The 23,867-nt window shown below is 65.4% G+C and carries 23 protein-coding genes; 19 read left to right on the top strand and 4 right to left on the bottom strand.

The genetic code is table 11. The features are described from left to right. Window positions 1–72: 72 nt before the first annotated feature. From serA to ACTEK7_RS25310, 10 genes are all read left to right on the top strand, one after another. Complete coding sequence (gene serA, locus ACTEK7_RS25355; RefSeq protein WP_225147299.1) at window positions 73–1,317, top strand: phosphoglycerate dehydrogenase; 1,245 nt, start codon at window positions 73–75, stop codon at window positions 1,315–1,317. Window positions 1,318–1,425: 108 nt separating this feature from the next. Continuing rightward, window positions 1,426–2,445: a patatin-like phospholipase family protein gene (locus ACTEK7_RS25350; RefSeq protein ID WP_036026863.1), complete on the top strand. Its 1,020-nt coding sequence runs from the start codon at window positions 1,426–1,428 to the stop codon at window positions 2,443–2,445. 3 nt (window positions 2,446–2,448) lie between these two features. Further along, window positions 2,449–3,903, top strand: a complete 1,455-nt coding sequence (locus ACTEK7_RS25345) for a GntP family permease (RefSeq protein ID WP_225113398.1) — start codon at window positions 2,449–2,451, stop codon at window positions 3,901–3,903. Window positions 3,904–3,995: 92 nt separating this feature from the next. Then, window positions 3,996–5,657, top strand: a complete 1,662-nt coding sequence (locus ACTEK7_RS25340) for a tannase/feruloyl esterase family alpha/beta hydrolase (protein WP_225147300.1) — start codon at window positions 3,996–3,998, stop codon at window positions 5,655–5,657. Between the two features lie 49 nt (window positions 5,658–5,706). Further along, window positions 5,707–6,156 (top strand): MarR family winged helix-turn-helix transcriptional regulator, encoded by a 450-nt coding sequence (locus ACTEK7_RS25335; RefSeq protein ID WP_225147301.1) that lies wholly within the window; start codon window positions 5,707–5,709, stop codon window positions 6,154–6,156. 14 nt (window positions 6,157–6,170) lie between these two features. Next, the gene (locus ACTEK7_RS25330) at window positions 6,171–6,941 is read left to right on the top strand and encodes an enoyl-CoA hydratase (protein WP_225147302.1); all 771 of its coding nucleotides are present in this window, start codon (window positions 6,171–6,173) and stop codon (window positions 6,939–6,941) included. A 110-nt stretch (window positions 6,942–7,051) separates the two neighbouring features. After that, on the top strand, window positions 7,052–9,133 hold the full coding sequence (locus ACTEK7_RS25325) for a methyl-accepting chemotaxis protein (protein WP_225147303.1): 2,082 nt from the start codon (window positions 7,052–7,054) through the stop codon (window positions 9,131–9,133). A 125-nt stretch (window positions 9,134–9,258) separates the two neighbouring features. Continuing rightward, the gene (locus ACTEK7_RS25320; protein ID WP_036026912.1) at window positions 9,259–10,197 is read left to right on the top strand and encodes a dihydrodipicolinate synthase family protein; all 939 of its coding nucleotides are present in this window, start codon (window positions 9,259–9,261) and stop codon (window positions 10,195–10,197) included. 354 nt (window positions 10,198–10,551) lie between these two features. Continuing rightward, entirely contained in the window at window positions 10,552–11,952 is a 1,401-nt protein-coding gene (locus tag ACTEK7_RS25315) for a selenium-binding family protein (protein WP_225147304.1), read from the top strand. Between the two features lie 83 nt (window positions 11,953–12,035). Further along, window positions 12,036–12,629: a hypothetical protein gene (locus tag ACTEK7_RS25310; RefSeq protein WP_109145408.1), complete on the top strand. Its 594-nt coding sequence runs from the start codon at window positions 12,036–12,038 to the stop codon at window positions 12,627–12,629. A gap of 3 nt (window positions 12,630–12,632) precedes the next feature. On the opposite strand, the gene ACTEK7_RS25305 is transcribed toward ACTEK7_RS25310, so the two are convergent. The 3 genes from ACTEK7_RS25305 to ACTEK7_RS25295 are packed head-to-tail and all read right to left on the bottom strand — an operon-like array spanning window position 12,633 to window position 15,211. Continuing rightward, a complete protein-coding gene (locus ACTEK7_RS25305; RefSeq protein WP_109145407.1) occupies window positions 12,633–13,331 on the bottom strand; it encodes a DUF1045 domain-containing protein in 699 nt (232 codons plus the stop codon). 18 nt (window positions 13,332–13,349) lie between these two features. Next, on the bottom strand, window positions 13,350–14,543 hold the full coding sequence (locus tag ACTEK7_RS25300) for an alpha-D-ribose 1-methylphosphonate 5-triphosphate diphosphatase (protein ID WP_225147305.1): 1,194 nt from the start codon (window positions 14,541–14,543) through the stop codon (window positions 13,350–13,352). Further along, window positions 14,540–15,211 (bottom strand): LbetaH domain-containing protein, encoded by a 672-nt coding sequence (locus ACTEK7_RS25295; protein ID WP_225147306.1) that lies wholly within the window; start codon window positions 15,209–15,211, stop codon window positions 14,540–14,542. Before ACTEK7_RS25295 ends, ACTEK7_RS25300 begins: the two co-directional genes overlap by 4 nt. Window positions 15,212–15,385: 174 nt before the next feature. Between ACTEK7_RS25295 and phnC the strand changes: the two genes are divergently transcribed. The 4 genes from phnC to phnE (ACTEK7_RS25275) all read left to right on the top strand — a co-directional run bounded on the left by phnC (window position 15,386) and on the right by phnE (ACTEK7_RS25275) (window position 18,991). Further along, window positions 15,386–16,201: a phosphonate ABC transporter ATP-binding protein gene (gene phnC, locus ACTEK7_RS25290; protein WP_225144940.1), complete on the top strand. Its 816-nt coding sequence runs from the start codon at window positions 15,386–15,388 to the stop codon at window positions 16,199–16,201. Between the two features lie 75 nt (window positions 16,202–16,276). Then, window positions 16,277–17,185, top strand: coding sequence for a phosphonate ABC transporter substrate-binding protein (gene phnD, locus ACTEK7_RS25285; RefSeq protein ID WP_225147307.1), 909 nt, complete (start codon window positions 16,277–16,279; stop codon window positions 17,183–17,185). 67 nt (window positions 17,186–17,252) lie between these two features. Then, window positions 17,253–18,140: a phosphonate ABC transporter, permease protein PhnE gene (phnE, locus tag ACTEK7_RS25280; RefSeq protein WP_225147383.1), complete on the top strand. Its 888-nt coding sequence runs from the start codon at window positions 17,253–17,255 to the stop codon at window positions 18,138–18,140. Next, on the top strand, window positions 18,137–18,991 hold the full coding sequence (gene phnE, locus ACTEK7_RS25275) for a phosphonate ABC transporter, permease protein PhnE (RefSeq protein WP_225147308.1): 855 nt from the start codon (window positions 18,137–18,139) through the stop codon (window positions 18,989–18,991). Before phnE (ACTEK7_RS25280) ends, phnE (ACTEK7_RS25275) begins: the two co-directional genes overlap by 4 nt. Before the next feature lie 135 nt (window positions 18,992–19,126). On the opposite strand, the gene phnF is transcribed toward phnE (ACTEK7_RS25275), so the two are convergent. Continuing rightward, window positions 19,127–19,858, bottom strand: a complete 732-nt coding sequence (phnF, locus tag ACTEK7_RS25270; RefSeq protein WP_225147309.1) for a phosphonate metabolism transcriptional regulator PhnF — start codon at window positions 19,856–19,858, stop codon at window positions 19,127–19,129. 119 nt (window positions 19,859–19,977) lie between these two features. Between phnF and phnG the strand changes: the two genes are divergently transcribed. Genes phnG through phnK form a run of 5 tightly spaced genes read left to right on the top strand, consistent with a single transcriptional unit; the run spans window position 19,978 to window position 23,846 of the window. Beyond that, on the top strand, window positions 19,978–20,442 hold the full coding sequence (phnG, locus tag ACTEK7_RS25265) for a phosphonate C-P lyase system protein PhnG (protein ID WP_109145401.1): 465 nt from the start codon (window positions 19,978–19,980) through the stop codon (window positions 20,440–20,442). A gap of 4 nt (window positions 20,443–20,446) precedes the next feature. Beyond that, window positions 20,447–21,055: a phosphonate C-P lyase system protein PhnH gene (gene phnH / locus ACTEK7_RS25260; protein WP_225147310.1), complete on the top strand. Its 609-nt coding sequence runs from the start codon at window positions 20,447–20,449 to the stop codon at window positions 21,053–21,055. A gap of 4 nt (window positions 21,056–21,059) precedes the next feature. Then, entirely contained in the window at window positions 21,060–22,163 is a 1,104-nt protein-coding gene (locus tag ACTEK7_RS25255; RefSeq protein ID WP_225147311.1) for a carbon-phosphorus lyase complex subunit, read from the top strand. Then, the gene (locus ACTEK7_RS25250) at window positions 22,160–23,056 is read left to right on the top strand and encodes an alpha-D-ribose 1-methylphosphonate 5-phosphate C-P-lyase PhnJ (RefSeq protein ID WP_036014400.1); all 897 of its coding nucleotides are present in this window, start codon (window positions 22,160–22,162) and stop codon (window positions 23,054–23,056) included. The genes ACTEK7_RS25255 and ACTEK7_RS25250 overlap by 4 nt, the downstream gene beginning before the upstream one ends. Next, a complete protein-coding gene (phnK, locus tag ACTEK7_RS25245) occupies window positions 23,049–23,846 on the top strand; it encodes a phosphonate C-P lyase system protein PhnK (RefSeq protein WP_036014398.1) in 798 nt (265 codons plus the stop codon). Before ACTEK7_RS25250 ends, phnK begins: the two co-directional genes overlap by 8 nt. Window positions 23,847–23,867 lie beyond the last annotated feature (21 nt).

The raw sequence follows: 23,867 nt of genomic DNA, 5'->3' as shown, positions 1-23,867 counted from the left end.
TCCGTTCCCTATTGTGCTGCGCACCGCCCGCGGTCTATGTGCGAAGGCAAAGCTGCCATCTACGGAGATGCCATGTCCGCCCCAGGCCAAAGCCCTGAGCGAAGCGCCAAGGCGCTGCTGCTCGAAGGCGTCAATGATAGCGCTGTCGACCTGTTCGCGAGCGCCGGCTTCACCAATGTCGAACGGCTGACCAAGGCGCTGGACGGCGCGGATCTGCGGCACGCGCTCGAGGGCGTGTCGCTGCTCGGCATCCGTTCGCGCACGCAGATCACGGATGAGGTTCTGGCGGCGGCCGGCCAGCTTCTCGCGGTCGGCTGCTTCAGCGTCGGCACCAACCAGGTCGATCTTTCGGCGGCGCGCAAGCGCGGTATTCCCGTCTTCAACGCTCCGTTCTCCAACACGCGCAGCGTCGCCGAGCTCGTGATCGGCGAGATCGTGATGCTGCTGCGCCGGATCTTTCCGCGTTCGGTGTCGGCCCATGCGGGGGGCTGGGACAAGTCGGCGGCGGGCAGCCGCGAGGTGCGCGGCCGCACGCTCGGCATCGTCGGCTACGGCAATATCGGCTCGCAGCTTTCCACCTTGGCCGAAGCCATGGGCATGCGCGTGATCTATTTCGACCGCACCGACAAGCTTCGCCACGGCAACACCGAGCCGGTCGAGAAGCTGGAAGATCTGCTGGCGCAGAGCGACGTCGTCAGCCTGCACGTGCCGGAGACGCCGGAGACTGCGGGCATGATCGGCGAGAGGGAGCTGCGGGCGATGAAGCCGGGCTCGTTTCTGATCAACAACAGCCGCGGCACCGTGGTCGATCTCGATGCGCTGGCGCGTGCCTTGCGCGACGGTCATCTGGCCGGTGCGGCCGTCGACGTCTTTCCCGTCGAACCTTCGTCGAATGCCGATCGTTTCAATAGTCCCATTCAGGGCATCGAGAACGTCATCCTCACCCCCCATATCGGTGGGTCGACTGAGGAGGCGCAGGAGCGCATCGGTGGGGAAGTCGCGCGAAAACTGGTCGACTATTTCATTACCGGCTCGACCATGGGCGCGGTCAACTTCCCGGAGGTGCAGCTGCATCTTCGTCCCTCCGGTGCACGCTTCAGCCATGTCCATCGCAACGTGCCCGGCATGTTGCGGCGGCTGAACGAGGTCTTCCTTCAGCGCGACATCAACATCGCCGCGCAATATCTGGAGACCGCCGGCGACCTCGGCTACGTCGTGCTCGACGCCGATCTCGGCGGTCAGGATTCCGGCGAGCTGCTGCAGCAGATCCGCGGCCTCGAGGGAACGGTCGGGGCGCGGCTGGTATTTGAGCACTAAACCGCCCACGTTCCGGTTGCATCTTGCGGCCGGTGCTCCCACACTGCGGTCGAATTCGACGTGTTCCAGTCATGTCGAATTTGAGCTTCAGTTGCGTGAGTGTCCGCCATGGAACGGGACGCCGTACTGATTGATCTCGCGTTGCAGGGCGGCGGTTCGCATGGCGCCTTCTCCTGGGGTGTGCTCGACCGTCTTCTGGAAGAGAAATGGCTGGAGATCGCCGCGATCTCCGGAACCTCCGCAGGCGCGATGAATGCGGCGGTCCTGGCGGACGGGTGGACGGCCGGCGGCGCCGAGGGGGCGCGTGAGGCGCTCGACCGATACTGGCGTCGTATCTCGAAGGCCGCGGCCTTCAGCCCGCTACAGCGCTCTCCGCTCGACCGCTTGATGGGGCGCTGGACCCTCGATACGTCGCCGTTCTACATCCTCACCGATTTGATGTCGCGTGTGCTCTCGCCCTACGACCTCAATCCTACCGGTTACAATCCGCTGCGCGCGGTGCTGGCCGAGAGCATCGATTTCGAACGGCTCGTGCGCTCGCCGATCCAGCTATTCATCACCGCGACCCGGGTACGCACCGGGCGCGGACGTATCTTCCGCAACGCGGAGATCACGGCCGACGTGCTGCTGGCATCGGCCTGTCTTCCAACCATGTTCCGCGCGATTGAGATCGACGGCGAGCCCTATTGGGACGGCGGCTATGCCGGCAACCCGACCATCACGCCGCTGGTTCGCGAAAGCGACGCGCATGACACCATTCTCGTCCAGATCAATCCGACCGAGCGGCCGGAGCAACCGCGGACGGCTGCGGAGATCCTCAACCGTCTCAACGAAATCTCCTTCAACTCGCCGCTGATGAAGGAGCTGCGCATGATCGCGCTGCTGCGCCAGGCGGCCGATCCGGGCAGCGGCGAGGGCGCGCGCTGGGCGAAGATGCGCACGCACCGGATCAAGAGCGACATGCTGGCGAAGTTCGGGGCCTCCTCGAAGCTCAACGCGGAGTGGGAGTTCGTCTCGATGCTGCGCGCCGAGGGACGCATGGCCGCGGACAACTTCCTCGCCGAGCACGGCGCGGAGATCGGCCGCCGCTCGACCGCCGATCTCGATGTCCTGCTGTCGGAGTGCTGAGGCATGGGTCTCCTCGGCCTCCTCGTCGGACTCGGTCTGCTCGTCCTATTCGCCTTCCGCGGTTGGAGCGTCCTGCTGCTCGCGCCGTTCGCCGCACTCATTGCTGCGTTGTTCGGCGGTGAGCCGCTGCTCGCGAACCTGACCCAGGTGTTCATGGTGAACGCGGCGGGATTTCTGGCGCAGTTTTTTCCGATCTTTCTGCTTGGTGCCGTCTTCGGCAAGTTGATGGACGACAGTGGCGCGGTGACGTCGGTCGCCGGCTTCATGGCGGAGCGCCTCGGCGAACGCCGCGTGATCCTGGCGGTCGTGCTCGCCGGCGCGCTGGTCACCTATGGTGGTGTCAGCCTGTTCGTTGCGTTCTTCGTCATCGTTCCAATGGCCCGCTCGCTGTTTCGTGCCGCTTCGATTCCGCGTCGTCTGATCCCGGCCGCGATCGTGCTGGGAACGTCGACCTTCACCATGTCGGCCCTACCTGGCACGCCGTCGATCCAGAATGCGATTCCGATGCCGTTCTTCGGCACGACGCCGTTTGCCGCGCCGGGCCTCGGCATCGTCGGCTCGCTCATCATGCTCGGCGCGGGATTGTGGTGGCTGCATCGCGCCGAAGCTGCGGCGCGCCGCGCCGGTGAAGGCTATGGCGACGACGCCGAGGGCGCGATCGAGCAGGCCGCTGCTGACGAGCTCGTGCGCGAGCGCGCGACGACTGCCCGCGAGTTCGATCCGGCGGAGCTACAGCACGGTCATCGCAGCGAGCGGCCGTCGCCCGTGCTGAACGCCATGGCGCCGCTCGTCGTTGTCGTGACCGTCAACCTGTTGATGTCGCTGGTGGTGCTGCCGCGGCTCGATGTCAGCTATCTCGCCGAGCCGCGCTTTGGCGACACGACGCTTGCGGCGGTCGCAGGCGTGTGGTCGGTCGCGGTGGCGCTGGCTGCCGCCATCGTCACGACCATCGCGCTGAACTGGGCGCGCCTGCCGGTGCTGCGCCGGACCATGGACGCCGGGGCCAATGCGTCGGTCCTGCCTGCGTTCAGCGTCGCCAGCCTCGTCGGCTTCGGCGCCGTCGTGGCCTCGCTGCCGGCGTTCACGATCGTGCGCGACTGGGTGCTGGCGATCGAAGGGGGACCGCTGGTCTCGCTCGCCGTCGCGACCAACATCCTGGCCGCGCTGACCGGATCGGCGTCGGGCGGCCTGACCATCGCCCTCGATGCTCTCGGCCCGACCTATGTCGAACTTGCCGCGCGCCACGGCATCGACCTTGCGCTGATGCATCGCGTGGCGGTGATCGGCGCGGGAACGCTGGACATCCTGCCGCATAACGGTGCGGTGGTCAGCCTGCTCGCGATCTGCGGCCTGACCCATCGCGACAGCTATTTCGATATCGTCATGGTCGGTATCGTGACCTCGCTCCTGGCGCTGCTGGCGGTGATCGCCCTGGGCACTGCGCTGGGCTCGTTCTGACGGAAAGCCGGCGTCAGCGATTGACGGACGGGCGAAGGTTGCATTGAATGCGGCCAAGTGCCGAACGCAACAGGACAAGCCGGGTGGAAACGATGAAGCGCAACAGAGCGAAGCTGTGTGCATGGCTGGTGGGCACTGCGGCCGCAATGAGCGCGAGTGGTGCCTCAGCGGCAACGCTGGCCGAAGACGCCGAGACCGTCTGCAAAGGCCTCGTCGGCGGCGCTGACGCCGTGAAGATCAATTCCGCGACCCTGCAGGCGCCGTCGCAATTGGCCGTGGCCGAGCGCGGGCCGACGCCGTCAGCACGCATCACGCCGGCCAATCCGCGCTTCTGCAAGGTGCTCGGCCATATCGATCCCACCGATCCCAAGGCGCCCCCGATCAAATTCCAGGTCAACCTCCCCGTCGAATGGAACGGGCGCTCGCTGCAATATGGCGGCGGCGGCTTCAACGGTGTGCTGATCACGGGCCTTGCCCTGCCGCCGGCCTATCCCTTCGACAGGCCCTCGCCGCTGGCGCGCGGCTTCGTCACCTACGGCACCGACTCCGGCCACGAGACCAAGCAGGGCGAGCCGCCGCAGGTCTTTGCGCTGAACGACGAAGCGTTCGAGAATTTCGCCCATCGCGCCTACAAGAAGGTGCGCGACGCTGCGGTCGGGCTGATGCAGCGTGCCTACGGCAGGAAGCCGGAGAAGCTGTACTTCATGGGCTCGTCAGAGGGCGGCCGCGAAGGCCTCGCCATGGCGCAGCGCTATCCCGACGATTTCGACGGCATCTTCGCCCGTGTGCCCGTGATCAACTGGGTCGGGCTGCAGCATGCCGGCACGCGCTCGGGTCTCGTCACCATGGGCGAGGGCTGGATCAACCCGGCGCAGGTCAAGCTCGTAGGCGAGGCCGTGCGCGCGGCTTGCGACAAGGCCGACGGCTCCGACGATGCGCTGGTGCAGGATCCCGTCGGCTGCAAGGCGGCGTTCAAGGTCGAGACGCTGCGCTGCGCGGCCGGGCAGAGCGGCGACCAGTGTCTCACCGATGCACAGATCAAGGCGGTGAACACGCTGCACGCCACCTACAAATTCCCCTTCGCGCTCGCCAATGGTCTCGACGATTATCCGGGCTGGGGCGTCTCCGGCGAGGACATCCCCGCGGTCGGGCCGACCGGCGGCTGGGTCTCCTGGTGGCTCGGCACCGCGCCGCCGGCGCAGCCGCCCGCGCCGAACAACGGCATCGCCTGGATCTACGGCGCCGGCGGCATCCAATATGTCTTCGCGCGCGATCCGAAGCTCGACGTCACCACCTACAAGGTGGAAGAGCACAAGGCGCGGCTGCTCGAGGTGTCCAGCCTGATGGATTCCACCGATCCCGATCTCAGTCGGTTCCGGGCGCGGGGCGGCCGGCTGATCGTGCTCGAGCACATGGCCGACTACGCCCAGAGCCCCTATGCCGGCATCCGCTACTTCGAGAGCGTCGAGCGCAAGATGGGCAAGGCCGAGACCGCGGAGTTCGCGCGCCTCTACACCGCGCCCGGCGTCGACCATGTCGGCTCCGGCGCGCCCGCCAATGTCGACATGCTGAGCGTGCTGGTCGACTGGGTCGAGAATGGCAAAGCGCCCGGCGACTTAGAGGTCAGGGAGCAGAAGGTCGAGGCGCCGTCGTTTGCCGCGACGCGCTCGCTGCCGCTGTGCCGCTGGCCGGCCTGGCCGCACTACAAGAGCGGCCCGGTGACGGAAGCGGCGAGCTTCACCTGCGCGCCATAACCAAGAGGGCCCGTTTGACAACGCGCCTGCGTTTCACTATCTATTTCGCATGCGAAATAACAGCGCCGTCGCTCGGCATCCCCGGCTGATCTACTTGCTGAGTGTCGCCCAGCGCCGGCTGCAGCGCTGGATGGCGGCGCGGCCCGAGAGCGCGGTGACGCCGGCGCAGGCGGGGCTACTGTTCATCCTTGGCAAGCAGGATGGCGTCCTGATGGGCGAGGCTGGGGCGGCGCTCGACATGGGACCGGCCGGCATTTCGGGTCTCGTCGACCGGACGGTGGCTGCGAAACTGGTCGAGCGGCGGGCCGATCGCGAGGACGGCCGCGCCTTTCGCATCTGGCTGACGCCGAAGGGGCGCACCGCGCTGGCGCAGGCCAAGACCAGCGCGGCGGAGGTCAATGCGGCGCTGACGGAAGGTTTCACGGCCGCGGAAATCGACATCGTCGCACGCTGGCTGACGAGCATTCAGGACAAGTTTCCAAGACGTTCAGACGAATAACACGGAGCAGACTAATGACCGAGCACGTCCGGATCGAGAATAGCGGCGGAGTCCTCACCCTCACGCTGGCACGTCCCGACAAGAAGAACGCGCTGACGGATGCGATGTACGGCAAGCTCGCCGATGCGATCGAATCCGCCGAGTTCGACCCATCCGCCCGCGTGATCCTGATCCGCGGCGAGGGCGACATGTTCACCGCCGGCAACGACGTCGGCGAGTTCGCGGCCGTCGCGGCCGGCAAGTCCGAAGGCAGCCGCAACGTGGTGCGCTTCATCCAGTCGCTGGCGCGTTGCACCCGGCCGCTGGTCGCGGCCGTGCAGGGCCGTGCCGTCGGCGTCGGCACCACGATGCTGCTGCATTGCGACCTCGTCGTGCTCGCCGACAACGCGCAATTGTCGACGCCGTTCGTCAGCCTCGCGCTGGTGCCTGAAGCCGCCTCCAGCCTGTTGATGCCGGCGCGCATCGGCTATGCCCGCGCCTACGAGATGTTCGCGCTTGGCGAAACCGTGCCGGCCAGGTCGGCGCTGGAATGGGGACTCGCCAACCGTGTGGTGCCGCTCGATAGGCTCGATGCCGAAGCGCTTGCGCTGGCGCAGCGTCTCGCCCGCCAGCCGGCCGGGGCTCTCATCGCGACCAAGCGGCTGATGCGCAACGGCGAGGCGCTGGTCGCGCAGATGCAGGCCGAAGGCGAGCAGTTCGCGCAGCGCCTGCGCACCGCCGAAGCGCGTGAGGCGTTTACGGCGTTTGCGGAGCGCCGCCCGCCGGATTTCACCAGAATAGGATAGTATTCCGAATGCGTGCAGGTTGGATCGTTTCGATTCAACTCAAACCTTAACGCAACATTGGCACGTGGCGGTGCAAGGTGGCCTCTCCGGAGAGTTAGGCCCCTTGACCCATGTCCATTTTTAAGAAATCGGTAAGCACGCTTCTCCTGGTCCTGATGACGCTGCTGGCGGCCGGCGCGCTGACCAGCACGGCCATCCAGATGGTCGGGGCTTTCGGCCGCTACAGCGACAGTCTGGAGACCGAGCGGCTCGCGAATGCCGACAAGTCGATCTTCCATGGCGTGGTTGCCCTGCGCAGCAATCGTGGCGATGCCCAGAGCGCCCTGCTCGGTGAGGACGATCCGCGCGCCAAGCTCGGCGTTGCCGAGAAGGCGGAACAGGCCGGCTACGATGCCATCAGCGCGGCGCTCTCTACCGTCGAATTCGCCCGCCGCGACGAACTCGCCAGCACGCTGAAGCAGCGCTGGAGCGAGGCCGCGCCAAAATTCCAGTTGTTCTACGACGAGGCCAAGCTGCCGCGCGCCGAGCGCAAGCTGGAGCGGACTGCGCCCTGGTACGATGCGGTCACCAAGGTGATCGAGACCGCCAATCTCGCATCCACTGCCGTGTCGAACCGCGCCTGGATGAACGATCCTTACATCGCCCGCATGATCCAGGCCCGCCGCCTCGCCTGGCAGGTGCGCGACCGCTACGGCATCCAGTGCTCGACCCTGCGGCCGAACGTCAACGCCAGCAAGCCGCTCGACGATGCCCAGAAGCAGACCGTGGCCGGATGGAACGGCGTCGTCGCCGCCGGCTGGACCGGCATGGAGGAGCTGCTGGCTGCGCCTGACGTGCCGGCCGACCTCGTCAACACGGCCAAGGAGGCGAGGGCCAAGACTGACGGCGCCCTCAAGCAGATCGGCGAGATCACCAAGGGCTTCGACGGCAGCGGCCGGCCCGCGATGCCCGCCGCGGAATGGAACACGTTGTGCCAGGCTCCGTTCGCGTCGATCGTCGCGGTCGCGAGCAAGGCGCTCGACCTGTCGATCGCGCACGCGGAGGCGGTTCAGGCGAAAGCCCTCACCAATCTCATCGTGCAATCCTTCGGCTTCCTGCTCGCACTGGCCGTGACTGTCGCGGGCGTGTTTGTGGTGCGCAACCGGCTGATGCGCCCGGTGCGCGCCATCCTCGACGCCATCGCCCGCATCAGCGCCCGCGACTATGCGACGCCGGTGCCGCAATCGCGGCATCCCGACGAGTTCGGCACCATGGCGGCTGCGCTCGAAAGCCTGCGCGAGAGCGCGGCGACCGCGGAGCGGCTGGGTAAGGAACGCGAATCGCAGCAGGCGCTGCAGCTCGCCCGCTCCGGCACCGTCGATGCCGCCTGCCGCACCTTCGACGACACGGTGCAGGCGGTGATCCGGAGCGTTGCGGCCTCGACGCGGGAGCTCGACGCTACCGCAAGCGGCGTGCGCTCGCTGGTCACGGAATCGAGCAGCCAGACCGCGGCGGTGTCCTCGGCAGCCGAGCAGGCCACCAATAATCTCGAGACCATCGCCGCCGCGACCGAGGAGCTCTCCGCATCCGTGGGCGAGATCTCCGCGCAGGTGCAGTCGAGCGCCCGCGAGGCCCGCGAGGCCGTGGCCCAGGCCGAGCAGACCAATGCGACGGTCGAGATCCTCGATCAGACGGCGAGCCGCATCGGCGAGATCGTGAAGATGATCAACGCGATCGCGGCCCAGACCAATCTGCTGGCATTGAACGCCACCATCGAAGCCGCGCGCGCCGGCGAGGCCGGCCGCGGCTTCGCGGTGGTTGCAGGCGAGGTCAAGAGCCTTGCGGCGCAGACCGCGACGGCGACGGAAGAGATCTCGCGCCAGGTCGAGGAGATCCAAGGCGCGACCGGCCAGGCGGTCGCCGCGATCCGGTTGATCGGCGGCGCCATCGGCGGCATCGACGAGAAGATGACGGCGATTGCCGCCGCGGTCGAACAGCAGCGCGCGGCCACGACGGAGATCTCGCGCAACTTCCAGCAGGCGGCCCAGGGCACCCGCGAGGTCACCGATACCATCGGCAGCGTCGCCAGGCTCAACCAGGAGACCGGCAATGCCGGGACGGTGCTGTCGGAGTCCGTCAAGAAGATGTCGGCGGACGCCGATCGTCTCCGCGTCGCGGTCGAGGGTTTCCTGGGCGCCGTGAAGAGCGCCTGATTTTCGTACTCTTTCCACCTGATGTCGCGCGGGCATTGCCGCAGCTCGGCACTGCGGGTACATCTGTGCCGCCTCGCTCCCGCGGGCGCGGCGACAGACGCAAGACATCAGGGATGGAGAGTTCGATGCCGGTCACCCCACACAAGGCCCAACGCCCCTATCGCGGCGTGTTCCCGGTCGCGCCCACCATCTTCGACGAGCGCGGCGAGCTCGACCTCGAGGGTCAGCGCCGCTGCATCGATTTCATGATCGACGCCGGCTCGCACGGCATTTGCATCCTCGCCAATTTCTCCGAGCAGTTCGTGCTCACCGATGCCGAGCGCGACACGGTGATGCATGCGGTGCTGGACCATGTGGCCGGCCGGGTTCCCGTGATCGTCACCACCACCCATTTCAGCTCGGCCGTATGCGCCGCGCGCAGCAAGCAGGCCGAGGCGGCCGGCGCCGCCATGGTGATGGTGATGCCGCCCTATCACGGCGCGACCTTCCGCGTCCCCGAGAAAGGCATCGTCGAATTCTTCAAGGTGCTCTCCGGCGCGATCAACATCCCGATCATGATCCAGGACGCGCCGGTTGCCGGCACGCCGCTGTCGGTCGAGTTGCTCGCGCGGCTGTCGCGCGAGTTTTCCAACATCCGCTATTTCAAGATCGAGGTGCCGGGCGCGGCCTCGAAGCTCCGCAGCCTGATCGAGGCGGGCGGCAAGGACATCGAGGGCCCCTGGGACGGCGAGGAGGCGATCACGCTGCTCGCCGATCTCGACGCCGGCGCCACCGGCGCCATGACCGGCGGCGGCTATCCCGACGGCATCCGCCAGATCATCGATCCCTATTTCGCGGGCGATCGCGAAAAGGCGAAGGCCGCCTACGAGCGCTGGCTGCCGCTGATCAACTACGAGAACCGCCAATGCGGCCTGATCGCCTGCAAGGTGATGATGCAGGCCGGCGGCGTGATCAAGTCGGAGGCGGTGCGCCATCCGCTGCAGCCGCTGCATCCGGCGACGCGCGCCGGGCTATTGGAGCTCGCCAAGGAGCGCGACGCGTTGGCGCTCAGGTGGGGGAAGTAATTCTCTCCCCCGTCATTGCGTGAAGCTGTCGTAGGGTGGGCAAAGCGAAGCGTGCCCACCAACTTGCGCGCCCGCGGGAAGAGCGGTGGGCACGGCGCTTTGCGCCTTTGCCCACCCTACGAAGGCTGCGAGGAGCGACTTGTGCGCCCTCGCTCGAAATGAACGAGGGATGCCCATTTCGCCTGAAGGCGTCGAATTAGCGCGTGCCGGGCCGTTCCCCATAGCCCCGCGATGGCATAATGTACGCGCGCCAACCGGCCCTGCGGAGATTCTCAGGACATCGCGCAACAGCTCTTCTTTTGCCACTATCCCGAGCCAGGTTGGTGCAAACCGACAGAACAGGGAGGCAGTGCCATGACGATGAGGCCGGATCCCACCTTTCACGCATCGCCCAAGCTTGCGATGGAAGCGCCTGCGGAGAATTTTGCTTACACCTTGCTGCTCAGTCCGGATTTCTCAAAGCCGGATGCTCTCGCGGTCATCGACGTCAAGCCGGGATCGCCGACCTATAGCCAGATCGTCCACACCGTAACGATGCCCAACAAGGGTGATGAGTTTCACCATTTCGGCTGGAATGCTTGCTCCTCCGCCCTGTCGCCGCTCGCCGGACACGCCTTCATCGAGCGGCGCTATCTCATCATCCCGGGGCTGCGCTCGTCGCGGATCTACGTCATCGATACCAAGCCCGATCCGACGCAGGCCAAGATCCACAAGATCATCGAGCCTGAGGAGGTCTTCAAGAAGACCGGCTACTCGCGGCCGCACACGATCCATTGCGGGCCGGACGGCATTTACGTGAGCACGCTGGGCGGCGGCGGCAAGGACGGCACCAATGGACCTCCGGGCGTCTTCATCATGGATTGCGAGACGTTCGAAGTTCTTGGACGATGGGAGATCGACCGTGGCCCGCAGACGCTGCATTATGATTTCTGGTGGAATCTGCCGCGCGATTACATGGTGACGAGCGAATGGGCGTTACCGCCGCAGTTCGAGAACGGGATCGTCCCGGAAGATCTGCTTGCGAACAAATATGGCCATCGTCTCCACTTCTGGGACCTTCGCGCGCGTCGCAACGTCCAGACCATCGACCTCGGCGCCAATCATCAGATGGCGCTGGAGGTGCGCCCCGCGCACGATCCGGTTCGCGAGTACGGCTTCGTTGGCGTCGTGGTCGACACCACCAACCTCGAAGCGTCGATCTGGACCTGGTGGCGCGAGGACGGAAGATTCCATGCCGAGAAGACGGCGACGATCCCTCCCGAACCCGCGCCCAAGGAGAAGCTGCCGCCGCTGCTGCAGGGATTTGGCGCCGTGCCGCCGCTGGTGACGGACATCGACCTGTCGATGGACGACCGGTTTCTCTATGTCTCGTGCTGGGGCACGGGTGAGATGCGCCAGTACGACGTCAGCGATCCCAGAAAGCCGAAGCTTGCGGGCTCAGTCCACATCGGCGGCATCGCGCGCCGCACGCCCCATCCGAACGGCAAGCCCTTTGCGGCGGGTCCGCAGATGGTCGAGATCAGCCGCGACGGCCGGCGCGTGTACTGGACCAATTCGCTTTATTCCACCTGGGACGACCAGTTCTATCCCGACGGGGTTCCGGGCGTGGAAGTCATGGCCAATGTCGGTCGCAACGGCGGCCTCGAGCTCGACAAGGACTATTTCGTGAGCTTCCCCGACGGATATCGTGCGCACCAGATCAGGCTCGAGGGCGGCGACTGTTCGACGGACTCATTTTGCTACCCGTCGGTCTAGATGGCACGCAGGCGAGCCCGGCCCTTGGCTGGCTGTGGCTCGCGCTTGTTGCGAGCGGTCTCTACCACGGGGTCAATCCGGGAATGGGATGGCCGCTCGCCGTTTCGGCCGGGCTCATGGACAAGAGCCCCCTCGCGCTCTTCCGTGCATTGTGGGCTCTGGCGGCCGGGCACCTCCTGGCAACACTTCTCGTGCTGCTGCCGTTCGCCTTCCTGCTCGTACTGGCCGAATGGCAGCGTCCAATCCAGATCGTCGCGAGTCTTCTCGTCATCGGCTTTGGCGTCTACCGGCTGATCGACCGGCGTCATCCGCGCGCGCTGGCACGAATTCCGCCGACGCAATTGGTGCTCTGGTCATTTGCCGTCGCCATCGCTCACGGCGCTGCCCTGATGCTCGTGCCGATCTATCTCGGGCTCTGCCAGGCCTTCGAGCTCGATGCCGGCCATCAGGCGGCGGGCGCGCTGATGACGGCAAATCTCGGGATGGCGGTGCTGGTGTCGCTGGTGCACGTTGCCGCCATGGTCGGCGCCGGCGGATGTCTGGCGTGGCTGGTCTACCGCCATCTGGGACTGAGGTTCGTCTCGCGAAGCTGGTTCAACCTGGATGCAGTCTGGGCGATCAGCCTCGTTCTGGTTGGCGCGGTGGCGCTCGCTTTCAATCTTGCGACCTCGCGCTGAGGTCTACCGCACCAAAGCCCACTCGCCGATGATGCGAAACCGCGCCTTGGCATCATCCTGCTTGAACAGGGCAATGCGATCGATCGCGAGCGTCTCGATCCCCAGCGCCGCAAACCGTGTTCGCAGCATCTGAAGGATCGGCCCGCGCCGCTCCGCATCCAGCCGCCCCGTCAGCGTCATGTGGAAGCGGAATTCTTCCATCACGTAAGGATAGCCCCAGCGGTCGAGATAATCGCGCTGCCGCTCGCTGAGCTTCTCCGGCTTGCGCCGAGCGCGATCTTCCGCCGTCAGCGCGGCGCGAAACGGGTCGAACTCGCGAACGCAATCAGCGGCAAGTTGCTGGAGCGTTTCCATCGGCTCGGCCGGAATAACGGCAATGAAGCCGCTGATGGCATCGACCACTGGTCGGATCGCCGGGATCGGACGTGTCCTGCCCGCGAAGGCCGCGCAGGCGGCCAGCAGCTCGGCTTCGGTATTGCCAGGCGCCAGCGCCATCGGCGCCTTCAGCGTGGCGTGAAAGCCGTATTTGCGAGGATCGGCGCTGACCTCGCGCCAGTCGGGCGCGGCGTGCAGCGCCTGCTCTGGAAACGAAATCTCGCCGCCGCTGTAGGCGTCATAGCCGAGCAGCTCGGCGCCGAAGCGGGAGAGGGCGCTGTCGCGGCCTGCGGCATAATAGATCGCGTAGCGGGGGAAACCTGTCATTGCCTCAGCATAACCAATTTACGCCGCGACGACAGTCTCGCGCGGGGCCGCCACTGCGGTGAGCAGCCGCGTCGCGTCGGTGAGATGCACGAGCCTGCCGCCTGAGATCACCGCGATCAGCCGCGGCCGCAGCTTCACGTTGTCGTCGACGAGGAGAATGTCAGCGCGGCGTCCCTCCGCGAGCAGGCCGCGATCGGTGAGGCCGGTCGCGCGCGCCGGGCCGGCGGAGACCAGATCCCAGGCCTGAGCCAGAGGCACCACGCCATCGGCGGCCAGGCGGAACGCGGCGAGCAGCTGCGCGGGATAATAATAGTCAGACGCCAGCACCGAGCAGAGCCCCTTGGCGATCATGTCGGAGGCCCTGGTCCAGCCGGTGTGGCTGCCGCCGCGCACGACGTTCGGCGCGCCGTAGACGATGGCATCGCCGTGGCTGGCCGCTGCGCGCGCCGTCTCCTCGTTGATCGGAAACTCCGCGATCAAGGCGCCGAGCTCGCGAAAGTCCCGGCGCATCGCCGGGCTCGAATCGTCGTGCGAGAGCATCCGCACCTCGGCGGTGCGGGCCGCGGCGGCCAGGCGTGACACCGAGGTGGGCACCTCGTCGGCGCGCGAGACCACGCGCTCGACCAGCCGGTCGAATTCGTCGCTCGACAGACCGGTGCGCTCCACCATGCGGTTGCGCTTGCGTGGGTTGGAGATGTCGGCAACGACGCCGTCCATATGATCGTTAAAGGCGAACAGGTCGACGCGGCCCTCGCTGAGCCACTGTGCGATCTCCGCTTCGGCATCGAGATTGAAGGTCTCGTGCCGCAGGTGGAAGCGGGTGTCGGCGGCGAATTGAGGACGCTGCCGCTCGATCGCCTCCATCAGACCGCGCGCATTGTCGGCGCTGCGCAGGCCCGGCTCCCACGAGCAGGTTGTGGCGTGAAACACGGTAGTGATGCCGTTGCTGATCGCCTGGCGGTCGCTGTCGGCGAGCGCGACGTCGATCGGAAAGTCGACGCCGGCGCGCGGCATCATCTGGCGCTCGAAGGCATCGCCATGCAGATCAACGATGCCGGGCAGCACCAGCAGGTCACGGGCATCCAGCGCCAGCCGCGCCCGGCCGCGAGAGGCGTCGACCTCTGCAATGTCTGTTCCGGAGACGAGAAGGGAGGTTTCGACGAGCTCGGCGCCGATCAGGGCCCGGCCGCCTTCGATGAATATGTCTGTCACGCGACCGCGCTTCGTTTGCTGGCAGGAGAATTGGCGAGTGAGCTCGCTTTTGCTTCGTATGACGAGAGGAAATCTTCAATCCCGAGCTTGCGGAAATTGGGCAGCGCCTCGCGCAACTTGTCGTGATCCCAGTCCCACCAAGCAAGCCTTGCGAGCCGTCCGGCGATCTCCTCCGAGAATCGCCGCCGCACGATGCGGGCCGGATTGCCGGCGACGATGCTGTAGGCCGGCACGTCCTTGGTGACGATCGCGCCGGCGGCGATCACCGCGCCGGTGCCGATGTTGCGGCCCGGCAGCACGATCGCGCCATGGCCGATCCAGACGTCATGGCCGATATGAACGTGATGCCGGCGGCGCCAGTCGAAGAACTCGAGATCGTCGCTCTCACCTTCGAAATAGGCGCTGGATCGGTAAGTGAAATGCGCCTGAGTGGCGCGATGCATCGGATGGTTGCCGGGATTGATGCGGGTCATCGCCGCGATCGAGCAGAACTTTCCGATGGTGGCGTAGGTGATCTGCGCATCGTTCACGACATAGGAATAATCGCCCATCGCGACTTCATGCAGGATCGTGCGCGCGCCGACTTCGGTGTAGGCGCCAAGCCTGGTCTCATGCAGCTTGGCCGAGGGATCGACGGTCGGCTGAACCGAAAGAGCTTTGGCGGCCATGTTGCATCCGAAGTGCGAGGGCGGGCGTCTTTCTTCGAGCGGCCGGATGACGGTGTCGTGACAATGAGATGACAGGGGATGACGTGCGTAGGATGGCCGCACTGCAGCAGCCTTGTCACACAAGTGTTAACCACGGGCGTTAGCGGTTGGCTCCAGCTACTCTGGAGCCCCTCGATGCTGGTGGTTGAAGGCCTGACGTGTCGCTTCGGCGCGAAGGCCGCTGTGGACGATGCTTCGTTTCAAGTTTCCCCTGGCGGCTTCGTCGGGGTGATCGGGCGATCCGGCGCCGGCAAGTCGACATTGCTGCGGTCCATCAACCGCCTCATCGAGCCCTCCGAAGGCCGCATCCTGTTCGAAGGCGTCGACGTCACCGCGCTGCGCGGCAAGGAGCTGCGGCAGTGGCGTGCGCGGTCGGCGATGATTTTTCAGCAGTTCAACCTCGTCGGCCGGCTCGACGTCCTCACCAATGTGCTGATGGGGCGGCTGTCGACGGTGCCGACATGGCGGTCGCTGCTGCAGCTTTGGCCCGAAGAAGACAAGGCCATCGCGATGTCGGCGCTCGAGCAGTTCGACATGGCTGCCATCGCGGCCCAGCGCGCCGACCAGCTCTCGGGCGGTCAGCAGCAGCGCGTGGCGATCGCGCGGGCGCTGGTTCAGCAGCCCGACATTATCCTTGCCGACGAGCCGATCGCCTCGCTCGATCCCCGCAACACCAAGATCGTGATGGATGCGCTTCTGCGCATCAACAAGCATTTCGGTATCACCGTGCTCTGCAACCTGCATTCGCTCGATCTCGCCCGCAGCTATTGCGACCGCCTGATCGGGATGGCCGCGGGGCGGGTGGTGTTCGACGGCGCGCCGGCGGCCTTGACCGATCATATCGCGCGCGAGCTGTACGATCTCGAGGCGAATGAAGTCATGGATGTTGCGCCCGCGGATGCATCGGTCGGCACGGCAGTTCCTGCCCTCCGCACGGTTGCCGTGGCCTGATCGCTGCTTCTTTAAATCGAGCCTGGTCGTAGAGCCGGAACTCGACAGTTTCATAACCTTGAAATGGGAGACGTCATGATAGACCGTCGTACGATCGTTGCCGCTGCGGCGGCCCTGGCATTTTCAGTTTCAGCCGCTGCGGCGCAGGACTGGAAGGCAAAATATCCTGAGTTGATCTTCGCAAAAGTCCCCGACGAGAATGCCTCCGGCACCACCAACCGCTGGACGCCTCTGACGGAGTACCTGTCCCGCGAGCTTGGAACCAAGGTCACGCTGCGCATCGCCAACGACTACGCCGCGGTGATCGAAGGTCAGCGTGCAGGAAACATTCACATTGCGATGTACGGCCCGGCGTCCTACGCGCGTGCCTACATCATTGGCGCGAAGGTCGAACCGTTCGCGATCGAGGTGAACGGCGACGGCACCAAAGGCTATTACTCGGTTCTCTATGTCAAAAGCGATTCGAGCTACAAGGACATTAAGGACCTGCAAGGCAAGAACCTCTGCCTCGTCGATCCCAATTCGACTTCCGGCAACAACGTGCCGCGTTTCGCGATGAACAAGATGGGCATCGACCCGGAAAAGTTCTTCGCCAAGGTGGTCTATTCGGGGAGCCATGAAAACGCGGTGATCGGGCTTTCCCAGGGCACCTGCGACGCGGCGTTCAACTGGTGGAACGACGAGAAGGAATCGAACCTGCTCCGGATGGAACGGAAGGGCATGGCGAAGGCCGCTGATTTCAAGATCATCATGAAGTCCGAGCAGATCGTGAACTCGCCGATGGCCTATCTCAGCAGCCTGCCTGACGACCTCAAGGCGGCGATCAAGAAAGCAGTGCTGGAAATTGCGGTGAAGGACAAGGCGGCTTTCGACAAGATTTACGAGGGGAAGCAATTGCCCTACGTCGAGGTCGGCCACAAGGCGTATGACGCCGTGATCGAACTGACCAAGTTTGTCGACAGCATTCGCAAGCAGAAATCCTGAGGGAAACGAAGGGTTGGACAAGTCGGGCAGATCGCAAGATCTGCCCGTCGGCTCTCGCGAACATCCCATGCGAACAGCAGTTCCCGAATTTCCGGAAGCCAGGCTGCGTGAGCTTGGCGATCGCTATGCGGCCGCAATTGCCGCCAAGCGCCGCCGCGTATGGCTCGGTGCCGCCGTCCTGATCGCCGTTGCCATTGCCGCGGGCTGGATGGGCGAGGTCAGTCTCGGGAATTTTGTCGAGAACTTCTGGCGCTTCCCGGCCTATTTCGTCAGCATCGCACCCAAATTTTCGTTCGCGACCGCATGGAGCGATTTGGCGGACTGGCTGTGGGGATTGCCGCGCTGGGCACGGCTTCTCGGGGATACGTTGCTGATCGCCTATATGGGCACCCTCTCGGGTGCGCTGTGCGGTTTCGCACTTTGCTTCCTCGCCTCGGCCAATCTCGTGAAATCAGGAACGACTGTTTTCGTCACCCGGCGCGTTCTGGAGTTTTTCAGGACCGTGCCGGAGATCGTGTTTGCCCTGATCTTCGTGCTGGCCTTTGGTCTCGGGCCGCTGCCGGGCGTTCTGGCGATTGCAATCCATACCGCCGGAGCGTTGGGCAAGCAATTCGCCGAGGTTGTCGAGAACATCGACAGCAAGCCGGTCGAAGGGGTGGCGGCAAGCGGGGGCAGCTGGGTTCAGGTCGTTCGGTTCGGCGCGTTGCCTCAGGTCCTCTCGAACTTCGTGAGCTATGCCTTGCTCAGGTTCGAGATCAACGTGCGGGGCGCCGCCGTGATGGGCTTCGTCGGCGCCGGCGGGATCGGTCAGGATCTGATCGAGGCGGTTCGCAAGTTCTACTTCACCGACGTCAGCGCCATCCTGCTGCTCATCGTCCTTACCGTCATGTTGATCGACTTCCTGACGGAACGGTTGCGACACCGCCTGCTCGGGCTGGAGGGAAGCACCCGATGAGCTCCTTCAGTTTTGAAAACCGGGCCGGCATTGCCGAACGGTATCCCGACGTCTTCCGGACCGATTGGTGGCAGCGGGGAAGGATCGCAATACTCGTCGGCGGGGCGGTCGGGCTGTTCCTGTTCGGGATCGTCCAGCTCGATATTCCCTTTAATCGGCTCTCCCAGGGCATGGTCAGGCTGGGCGAATTCGTCCAGCTCATGTTGCCGCCCAACCCGGGTTCTTGGGCGGAGGTCCTGAAATATCTGTATGCGCTCGGAGAGACGGTGTCGATCGCGTTTCTCGGCACGCTGGGTGGCGCGCTGCTCGCGCTGCCGGTATCCCTGCTGGCGGCGCGCAACGTGGTTGCAAACCGGATCATCCGCCTATTGACCCGTCGTGGCCTCGATACCATCCGTGGAGTCGATACCTTGATCTGGGCACTGATCTGGGTCGGCGTCGTGGGGCTGGGGCCGTTTGCCGGCATCCTGGCCGTGATCTGCAGCGATTTCGGAACGTTCGGCAAGCTGTTCTCGGAAGCGATCGAGGTCGCCGACAAGAACCCCGCGGAAGGCGTTCGGTCATCGGGCGGCAGCCATCTCCACAGCGTCCGGTTCGGATTGCTGCCGCAGGTATTCCCGGTCTTGCTGAGCCAGGTGCTCTACTATTTCGAGTCGAACACGCGATCGGCGACGATCATCGGAATCGTTGGCGCTGGCGGCATTGGCCTTCAGCTTGCCGAACAGATCCGGGTGCTGGAATGGCAGAAGGTATCGTTTCTGATCCTCCTAATCCTGATAACGGTATCGTCGATCGACTGGATTTCCGGCAAGCTGCGCTTCGCGATCATCGGCAAGCGGACGGTCGCCTAACGTCGTGCTGCAGTCTTATCGTTCCGATTGGATCGGAACGGAGCTCTGATTCTAGTTTTGACGCGTTTTCTCGACGCAAACCGTTTCCACCCCGGATCAAGTCCGAGGGCAGGCTTCGCTGGAAAACGCTCTGATCTAAGCGTTCTCCACCAAGAACTCCACACGTTCTGCCGCAAAGCGCGAGTGCTTCGTCACCAGCGGCTTGCCCATGAGATCATGGTCGGTGGCGTCGACCACCAGGATCGGCCGCCCCAGCGCCAGGTCGAGCCGTGCGGCGTCGGTCGCGTCGACGATCCCTGCGGTGATTCTCGTCGCGCCGCGGCGATAATCGCGGACGCCGAAATGCTCCAGCAGCTTCGTCATCGAGCGCGTTGCTGCGAACACGGCGCCCGCGTCCGGGAACAGCTCAGCCGAGAGCCAGGTGGTGGAAACACAGATTGGCGTACGGTCGGCGAGGCGAATCGCCTCGATCCGCACCAGAGGCGCGCCGGTCTTCAATCCCAGCTCTCGTGCGAGCTCGCGCGTCGCAACGTCATCGGTCGCCTCGATCAGCCGGCCATGCGGTTCGCGGCCATCGGCGCCGACGATCTCGGAGAAGCGCGTGCGCGAGCGCAAGGGATAAGCGAGCTTTTGCGCCTCGACATAGGTTCCGCTGCCGCGCTCGGCGCGCACCAGGCCGCGCTCGGCGAGGGCTGCCAACGCGCGCCGCACGGTGTGGCGGTTGACGCGATAGGTTTCGGCGATCTCCATCTCGCCCGGCAATTTGTCGCCGGCCGCAAAGCGGCCGTCGGCGATGCCGCGCTCGATGCCATCGGCCACGAGGCGCCATAGCGCGACGCCCGAGGAGGCTGTGTCCTGCATGCTCATGTCGCGGGAAACCTACTCCAGAAATCACAGCATTGTCACGAAACAGTCATGGCGCGTCCGTATGAAGTTGTCTATTATCATAGACAACTTCGACGCGGCAAGTTCTGTCAAAAAGCTCGGTGGACCAGGTGACCCAGCACAACGACCAGCAAGCCCAGCGCAAGGCCGCAATGGCGGTGCTGGCGCACGCGGAGGCGGGCGAGATCGCCGCTCGCCTCCGCAACTTGTCTCTCCCGGATCACCACGATCTGCGCACGCCGGAGAACGGCCTCGTCATGCTGCGCGGCCGGGTCGGCGGCGACGGCGCGCCGTTCAATCTCGGCGAAGCCACGGTGTCGCGCGCCGCGGTGCGGCTTGCGAGCGGCGAGGTCGGGTTCGGCTACACGCTCGGCCGCGACGGTGAGAAGGCGCGGCTGATCGCGCTGTGCGATGCGCTGGTGCAGTCCCGCGATTTCGGCGGCGCGGTGGAGCGCGACGTTATCGCGCCGTTGCGCGAGCAGCTTATGGTCAGGCGCAAGCAGGCGGCGGCAGCGGCCGCCGCAACGAAGGTTGATTTCTACACCATGGTGCGCGGTGAGGGGTGAGATCATGACCACGATTGCGGAACTGCCGCCGGGTTTCGCCGACAAGGTGCTGTCGGCGCAATCGACCTTTCGCTCGGTCATGGACGCCATGGCGCGGCCGGGCTCGGTCCAGCGCATCGTGCCGATGGCGGGCGCGCCTGATACGATGATGCGAGGCACCGCCGCGATCGCGCTGACGCTGTTCGACCACGACACGCCGCTCTGGCTCGACGCACGGATGGCGGAAAGCGCGGACGTGACGAAGTGGCTGAAGTTCCACACCGGAGCGCCGGTTGTGCAGGATTCGTCGGTTGCTTCGTTCGCGCTCATCAGTGACGGCGGTGCGCTGCCTTCGCTCGAGCGCTTCGCGCTCGGCACCAGCGAATATCCGGACCGCTCGACCACGGTGATCGTCCAGATCGACAGCCTCGCCGCCGGGCGCAGCTTCGAGCTGCGCGGCCCCGGCATCGACGGGGTCGCCACGCTGCAAGCGTCGATCAAGCCGTTCGACCTGTTCGAGCGCCTGCATATCAACGAGGCGCTGTTTCCGCGCGGCATCGATGTGGTGCTGGTCGCCGATGACGCCGTGGTCGCGATCCCCCGCACCACGCGAATCGTGAGCAAGGGAAGCTAGAAGCATGTATGTCGCAGTCAAAGGCGGCGAACGCGCCATCGAGAACGCCCATCGCCTGCTCGCGCATAAGCGGCGCGGCGACCAGAGCGTTGCGGAAATCTCGCTCGACCAGATCTCGGAGCAGCTCGGCCTTGCCGTCGATCGCGTCATGAGCGAAGGCTCGCTCTATGACCGCGAGCTCGCGGCACTCGCGATCAAGCAGGCGCGCGGTGATTTGATCGAGGCGATCTTCCTGGTTCGCGCCTTCCGCGCCACGCTGCCGCGTTTCGGTGCCAGCGAGCCCGTCGACACCGGCGCGATGCGGGTGCAACGGCGGGTGTCGGCGACCTTCAAGGACATTCCCGGCGGCCAAATCCTGGGTCCGACCTTCGACTACACGCACCGCCTGCTCGATCCATCGCTCGCCCAAGGTTTTGTGCCGGAGAGGCCGGCTGCGGCCGAAGCCTCCACCGCGCCGACGCCGCGCGTGACAGACATTCTCGGCCGCGACGGGCTGATCGAAGCATCGCCGGAAGCCGAGGATGGCGCCAGCGTCGGCGATCTCACCCGCGAGCCGCTGAATTTCCCCGCGGACCGTGATTTGCGCCTGCAAAACCTCGCGCGTGGTGACGAAGGCTTTCTGCTCGCGATGGGCTATTCCACCCAGCGCGGCTACGGCCGCAACCATCCCTTCGTCGGCGAGATCCGTTTCGGCGAGGTCGAGGTCGAATTTGTCGCGGAAGATGTCGGCTTTGCCGTGCCGCTCGGGGCGATCGAGCTGACCGAGTGCCAGATGGTCAACCAGTTCAAGGGCTCCGCGACCGAGGCGCCGTGCTTCACCCGCGGCTATGGCCTCGCCTTCGGCCAGAGCGAGCGCAAAACCATGTCGATGGCGCTGGTCGATCGCGCGCTGCGCGCCCGTGAGCTCGGCGAAGAGGCGCTGGCCCCGGCGCAGGACGAGGAGTTCGTGATGTCGCATTCGGACAACGTCCAGGCGACCGGATTCGTCGAGCATCTGAAGCTGCCGCATTACGTCGATTTCCAGTCCGAGCTCGGCCTCCTGCGCAAACTGCGCAAGGAATTCGCCGATGCCAATGCGCCCGATGCCATGAAGGAGGCCGCGGAATGAACGCGCCCGCCTACAACTTCGCCTATCTCGACGAGCAGACCAAGCGCATGATCCGCCGCGCGATCCTCAAGGCGATCGCCATCCCCGGCTATCAGGTGCCGTTCGCCAGTCGCGAAATGCCGATGCCGTATGGCTGGGGCACCGGCGGCGTGCAGGTCACCGCCGCGATCCTTGGGCCTCAGGACGTGCTGAAGGTGATCGACCAGGGCTCGGACGACACCACCAACGCGATCTCGATCCGCAAATTCTTCGCCAAGACCGCGGGCGTTGCGACCACGACGGCGACGGACGAGGCAACCGTGATCCAGACCCGTCACCGCATCCCCGAGACGGCGCTGAACGAGAACCAGGTGCTGGTCTATCAGGTGCCGATCCCCGAGCCGTTGCGCTTCCTCGAGCCGCGCGAGACCGAGACGCGGCGCATGCACGCGCTCGCCGAATACGGCCTGATGCATGTGAAGCTCTACGAGGACATCGCACGCTTCGGCCACATCGCCACGGCCTATGCCTACCCGGTGAAGGTCAACGCGCGCTATGTGATGGACCCGTCGCCGACGCCGAAATTCGACAATCCCAAGATGGACAATTCCCCGGCGCTGCAATTGTTCGGCGCCGGCCGCGAGAAGCGCATCTACGCCATCCCGCCCTACACCCAGGTGGTGTCGCTCGATTTCGAGGATCACCCGTTCGAGCCCTACCGCTTCAACGCGCCCTGCGCGCTCTGTGGCGCGGAGAATTCCTATCTCGACGAGATCGTGACCGACGACAAGGGCGGGCGCATGTTCGTGTGCTCGGATACCGATTATTGCGAGGGCCGCCAGGCCGCCGGCCATCACGGCAGCCTCAGTGCCGCGCCGTACAAGGATAAGGCGCAGGAGGCCGCGAATGGCTGATCAGAATCTGGTCGAGAACGACGAGCCGCTGCTGGTCGCAAAATCCCTCAGCAAGTCGTTCGGCCGCATCAATGCCTGTCGCGACGTGTCGTTCTCGCTCTATCCCGGCGAGGTGCTGGCGATCGTCGGCGAATCCGGCTCGGGCAAGTCGACGCTGCTGCAAATGCTGTCAGGCCAGCTCGCGCCGAGTGCAGGCCATGTGTCCTATCGGATGCGTGATGGCGTCACCCGCGATCTCACGACGCTCGGCGAGGCCGAGCGCCGCTTCCTGTTCCGCACCGATTGGGGCTTTGTGCATCAAGACCCCGCGCAGGGCCTGCGCATGGCAGTCTCGGCCGGCGCCAATGTCGGCGAGCGGCTGATGGCGGTGGGGTGGAATCACTACGGCCGCATCCGTGAGACCGCGTCGGATTGGCTGACGCGCGTCGAGATCGACGTCGCGCGCATCGACGATGCGCCGCGCACCTATTCCGGCGGCATGCGCCAGCGCCTCCAGATCGCCCGCAACCTCGTTACCGAGCCGCGGCTCGTGTTCATGGACGAGCCGACCGGCGGCCTTGACGTATCGGTGCAGGCGCGCCTGCTCGATCTCTTGCGCAGCCTCGTCGCCGAGCTGAACCTCGCCGTCATCATCGTCACCCACGATCTCGCGGTGGCGCGCCTCTTGTCGCACCGCGTGATGGTGATGAAAGGCGGCCGCGTCATCGAGACCGGTCTCACGGACCAGGTGCTCGACGACCCGCGCGAGCCCTATACCCAGCTCCTCGTCTCCTCGATCCTGCCGCCATGAACTTTACGATATGAGCTTTCC

Source organism: Bradyrhizobium sp. JHI2711 (assembly GCF_056156565.1).
Note: the sequence above shows the minus strand (reverse complement) of the source record. Positions and strands in the feature narration are given on the sequence as shown.

What these genes read in the sequence shown, in the direction of transcription:
- serA (WP_225147299.1), top strand. Translation starts at nt 73, where the DNA reads ATGTCCGCCCCAGGCCAAAGCCCTGAGCGAAGCGCCAAGGCGCTGCTG.
- ACTEK7_RS25350 (WP_036026863.1), top strand. Translation starts at nt 1,426, where the DNA reads ATGGAACGGGACGCCGTACTGATTGATCTCGCGTTGCAGGGCGGCGGT.
- ACTEK7_RS25345 (WP_225113398.1), top strand. Translation starts at nt 2,449, where the DNA reads ATGGGTCTCCTCGGCCTCCTCGTCGGACTCGGTCTGCTCGTCCTATTC.
- ACTEK7_RS25340 (WP_225147300.1), top strand. Translation starts at nt 3,996, where the DNA reads ATGAAGCGCAACAGAGCGAAGCTGTGTGCATGGCTGGTGGGCACTGCG.
- ACTEK7_RS25335 (WP_225147301.1), top strand. Translation starts at nt 5,707, where the DNA reads ATGCGAAATAACAGCGCCGTCGCTCGGCATCCCCGGCTGATCTACTTG.
- ACTEK7_RS25330 (WP_225147302.1), top strand. Translation starts at nt 6,171, where the DNA reads ATGACCGAGCACGTCCGGATCGAGAATAGCGGCGGAGTCCTCACCCTC.
- ACTEK7_RS25325 (WP_225147303.1), top strand. Translation starts at nt 7,052, where the DNA reads ATGTCCATTTTTAAGAAATCGGTAAGCACGCTTCTCCTGGTCCTGATG.
- ACTEK7_RS25320 (WP_036026912.1), top strand. Translation starts at nt 9,259, where the DNA reads ATGCCGGTCACCCCACACAAGGCCCAACGCCCCTATCGCGGCGTGTTC.
- ACTEK7_RS25315 (WP_225147304.1), top strand. Translation starts at nt 10,552, where the DNA reads ATGACGATGAGGCCGGATCCCACCTTTCACGCATCGCCCAAGCTTGCG.
- ACTEK7_RS25310 (WP_109145408.1), top strand. Translation starts at nt 12,036, where the DNA reads ATGGGATGGCCGCTCGCCGTTTCGGCCGGGCTCATGGACAAGAGCCCC.
- ACTEK7_RS25305 (WP_109145407.1), bottom strand. Translation starts at nt 13,331, where the DNA reads ATGACAGGTTTCCCCCGCTACGCGATCTATTATGCCGCAGGCCGCGAC.
- ACTEK7_RS25295 (WP_225147306.1), bottom strand. Translation starts at nt 15,211, where the DNA reads ATGGCCGCCAAAGCTCTTTCGGTTCAGCCGACCGTCGATCCCTCGGCC.
- phnC (WP_225144940.1), top strand. Translation starts at nt 15,386, where the DNA reads ATGCTGGTGGTTGAAGGCCTGACGTGTCGCTTCGGCGCGAAGGCCGCT.
- phnD (WP_225147307.1), top strand. Translation starts at nt 16,277, where the DNA reads ATGATAGACCGTCGTACGATCGTTGCCGCTGCGGCGGCCCTGGCATTT.
- phnE (WP_225147383.1), top strand. Translation starts at nt 17,253, where the DNA reads ATGCGAACAGCAGTTCCCGAATTTCCGGAAGCCAGGCTGCGTGAGCTT.
- phnE (WP_225147308.1), top strand. Translation starts at nt 18,137, where the DNA reads ATGAGCTCCTTCAGTTTTGAAAACCGGGCCGGCATTGCCGAACGGTAT.
- phnF (WP_225147309.1), bottom strand. Translation starts at nt 19,858, where the DNA reads ATGAGCATGCAGGACACAGCCTCCTCGGGCGTCGCGCTATGGCGCCTC.
- phnH (WP_225147310.1), top strand. Translation starts at nt 20,447, where the DNA reads ATGACCACGATTGCGGAACTGCCGCCGGGTTTCGCCGACAAGGTGCTG.
- ACTEK7_RS25255 (WP_225147311.1), top strand. Translation starts at nt 21,060, where the DNA reads ATGTATGTCGCAGTCAAAGGCGGCGAACGCGCCATCGAGAACGCCCAT.
- ACTEK7_RS25250 (WP_036014400.1), top strand. Translation starts at nt 22,160, where the DNA reads ATGAACGCGCCCGCCTACAACTTCGCCTATCTCGACGAGCAGACCAAG.
- phnK (WP_036014398.1), top strand. Translation starts at nt 23,049, where the DNA reads ATGGCTGATCAGAATCTGGTCGAGAACGACGAGCCGCTGCTGGTCGCA.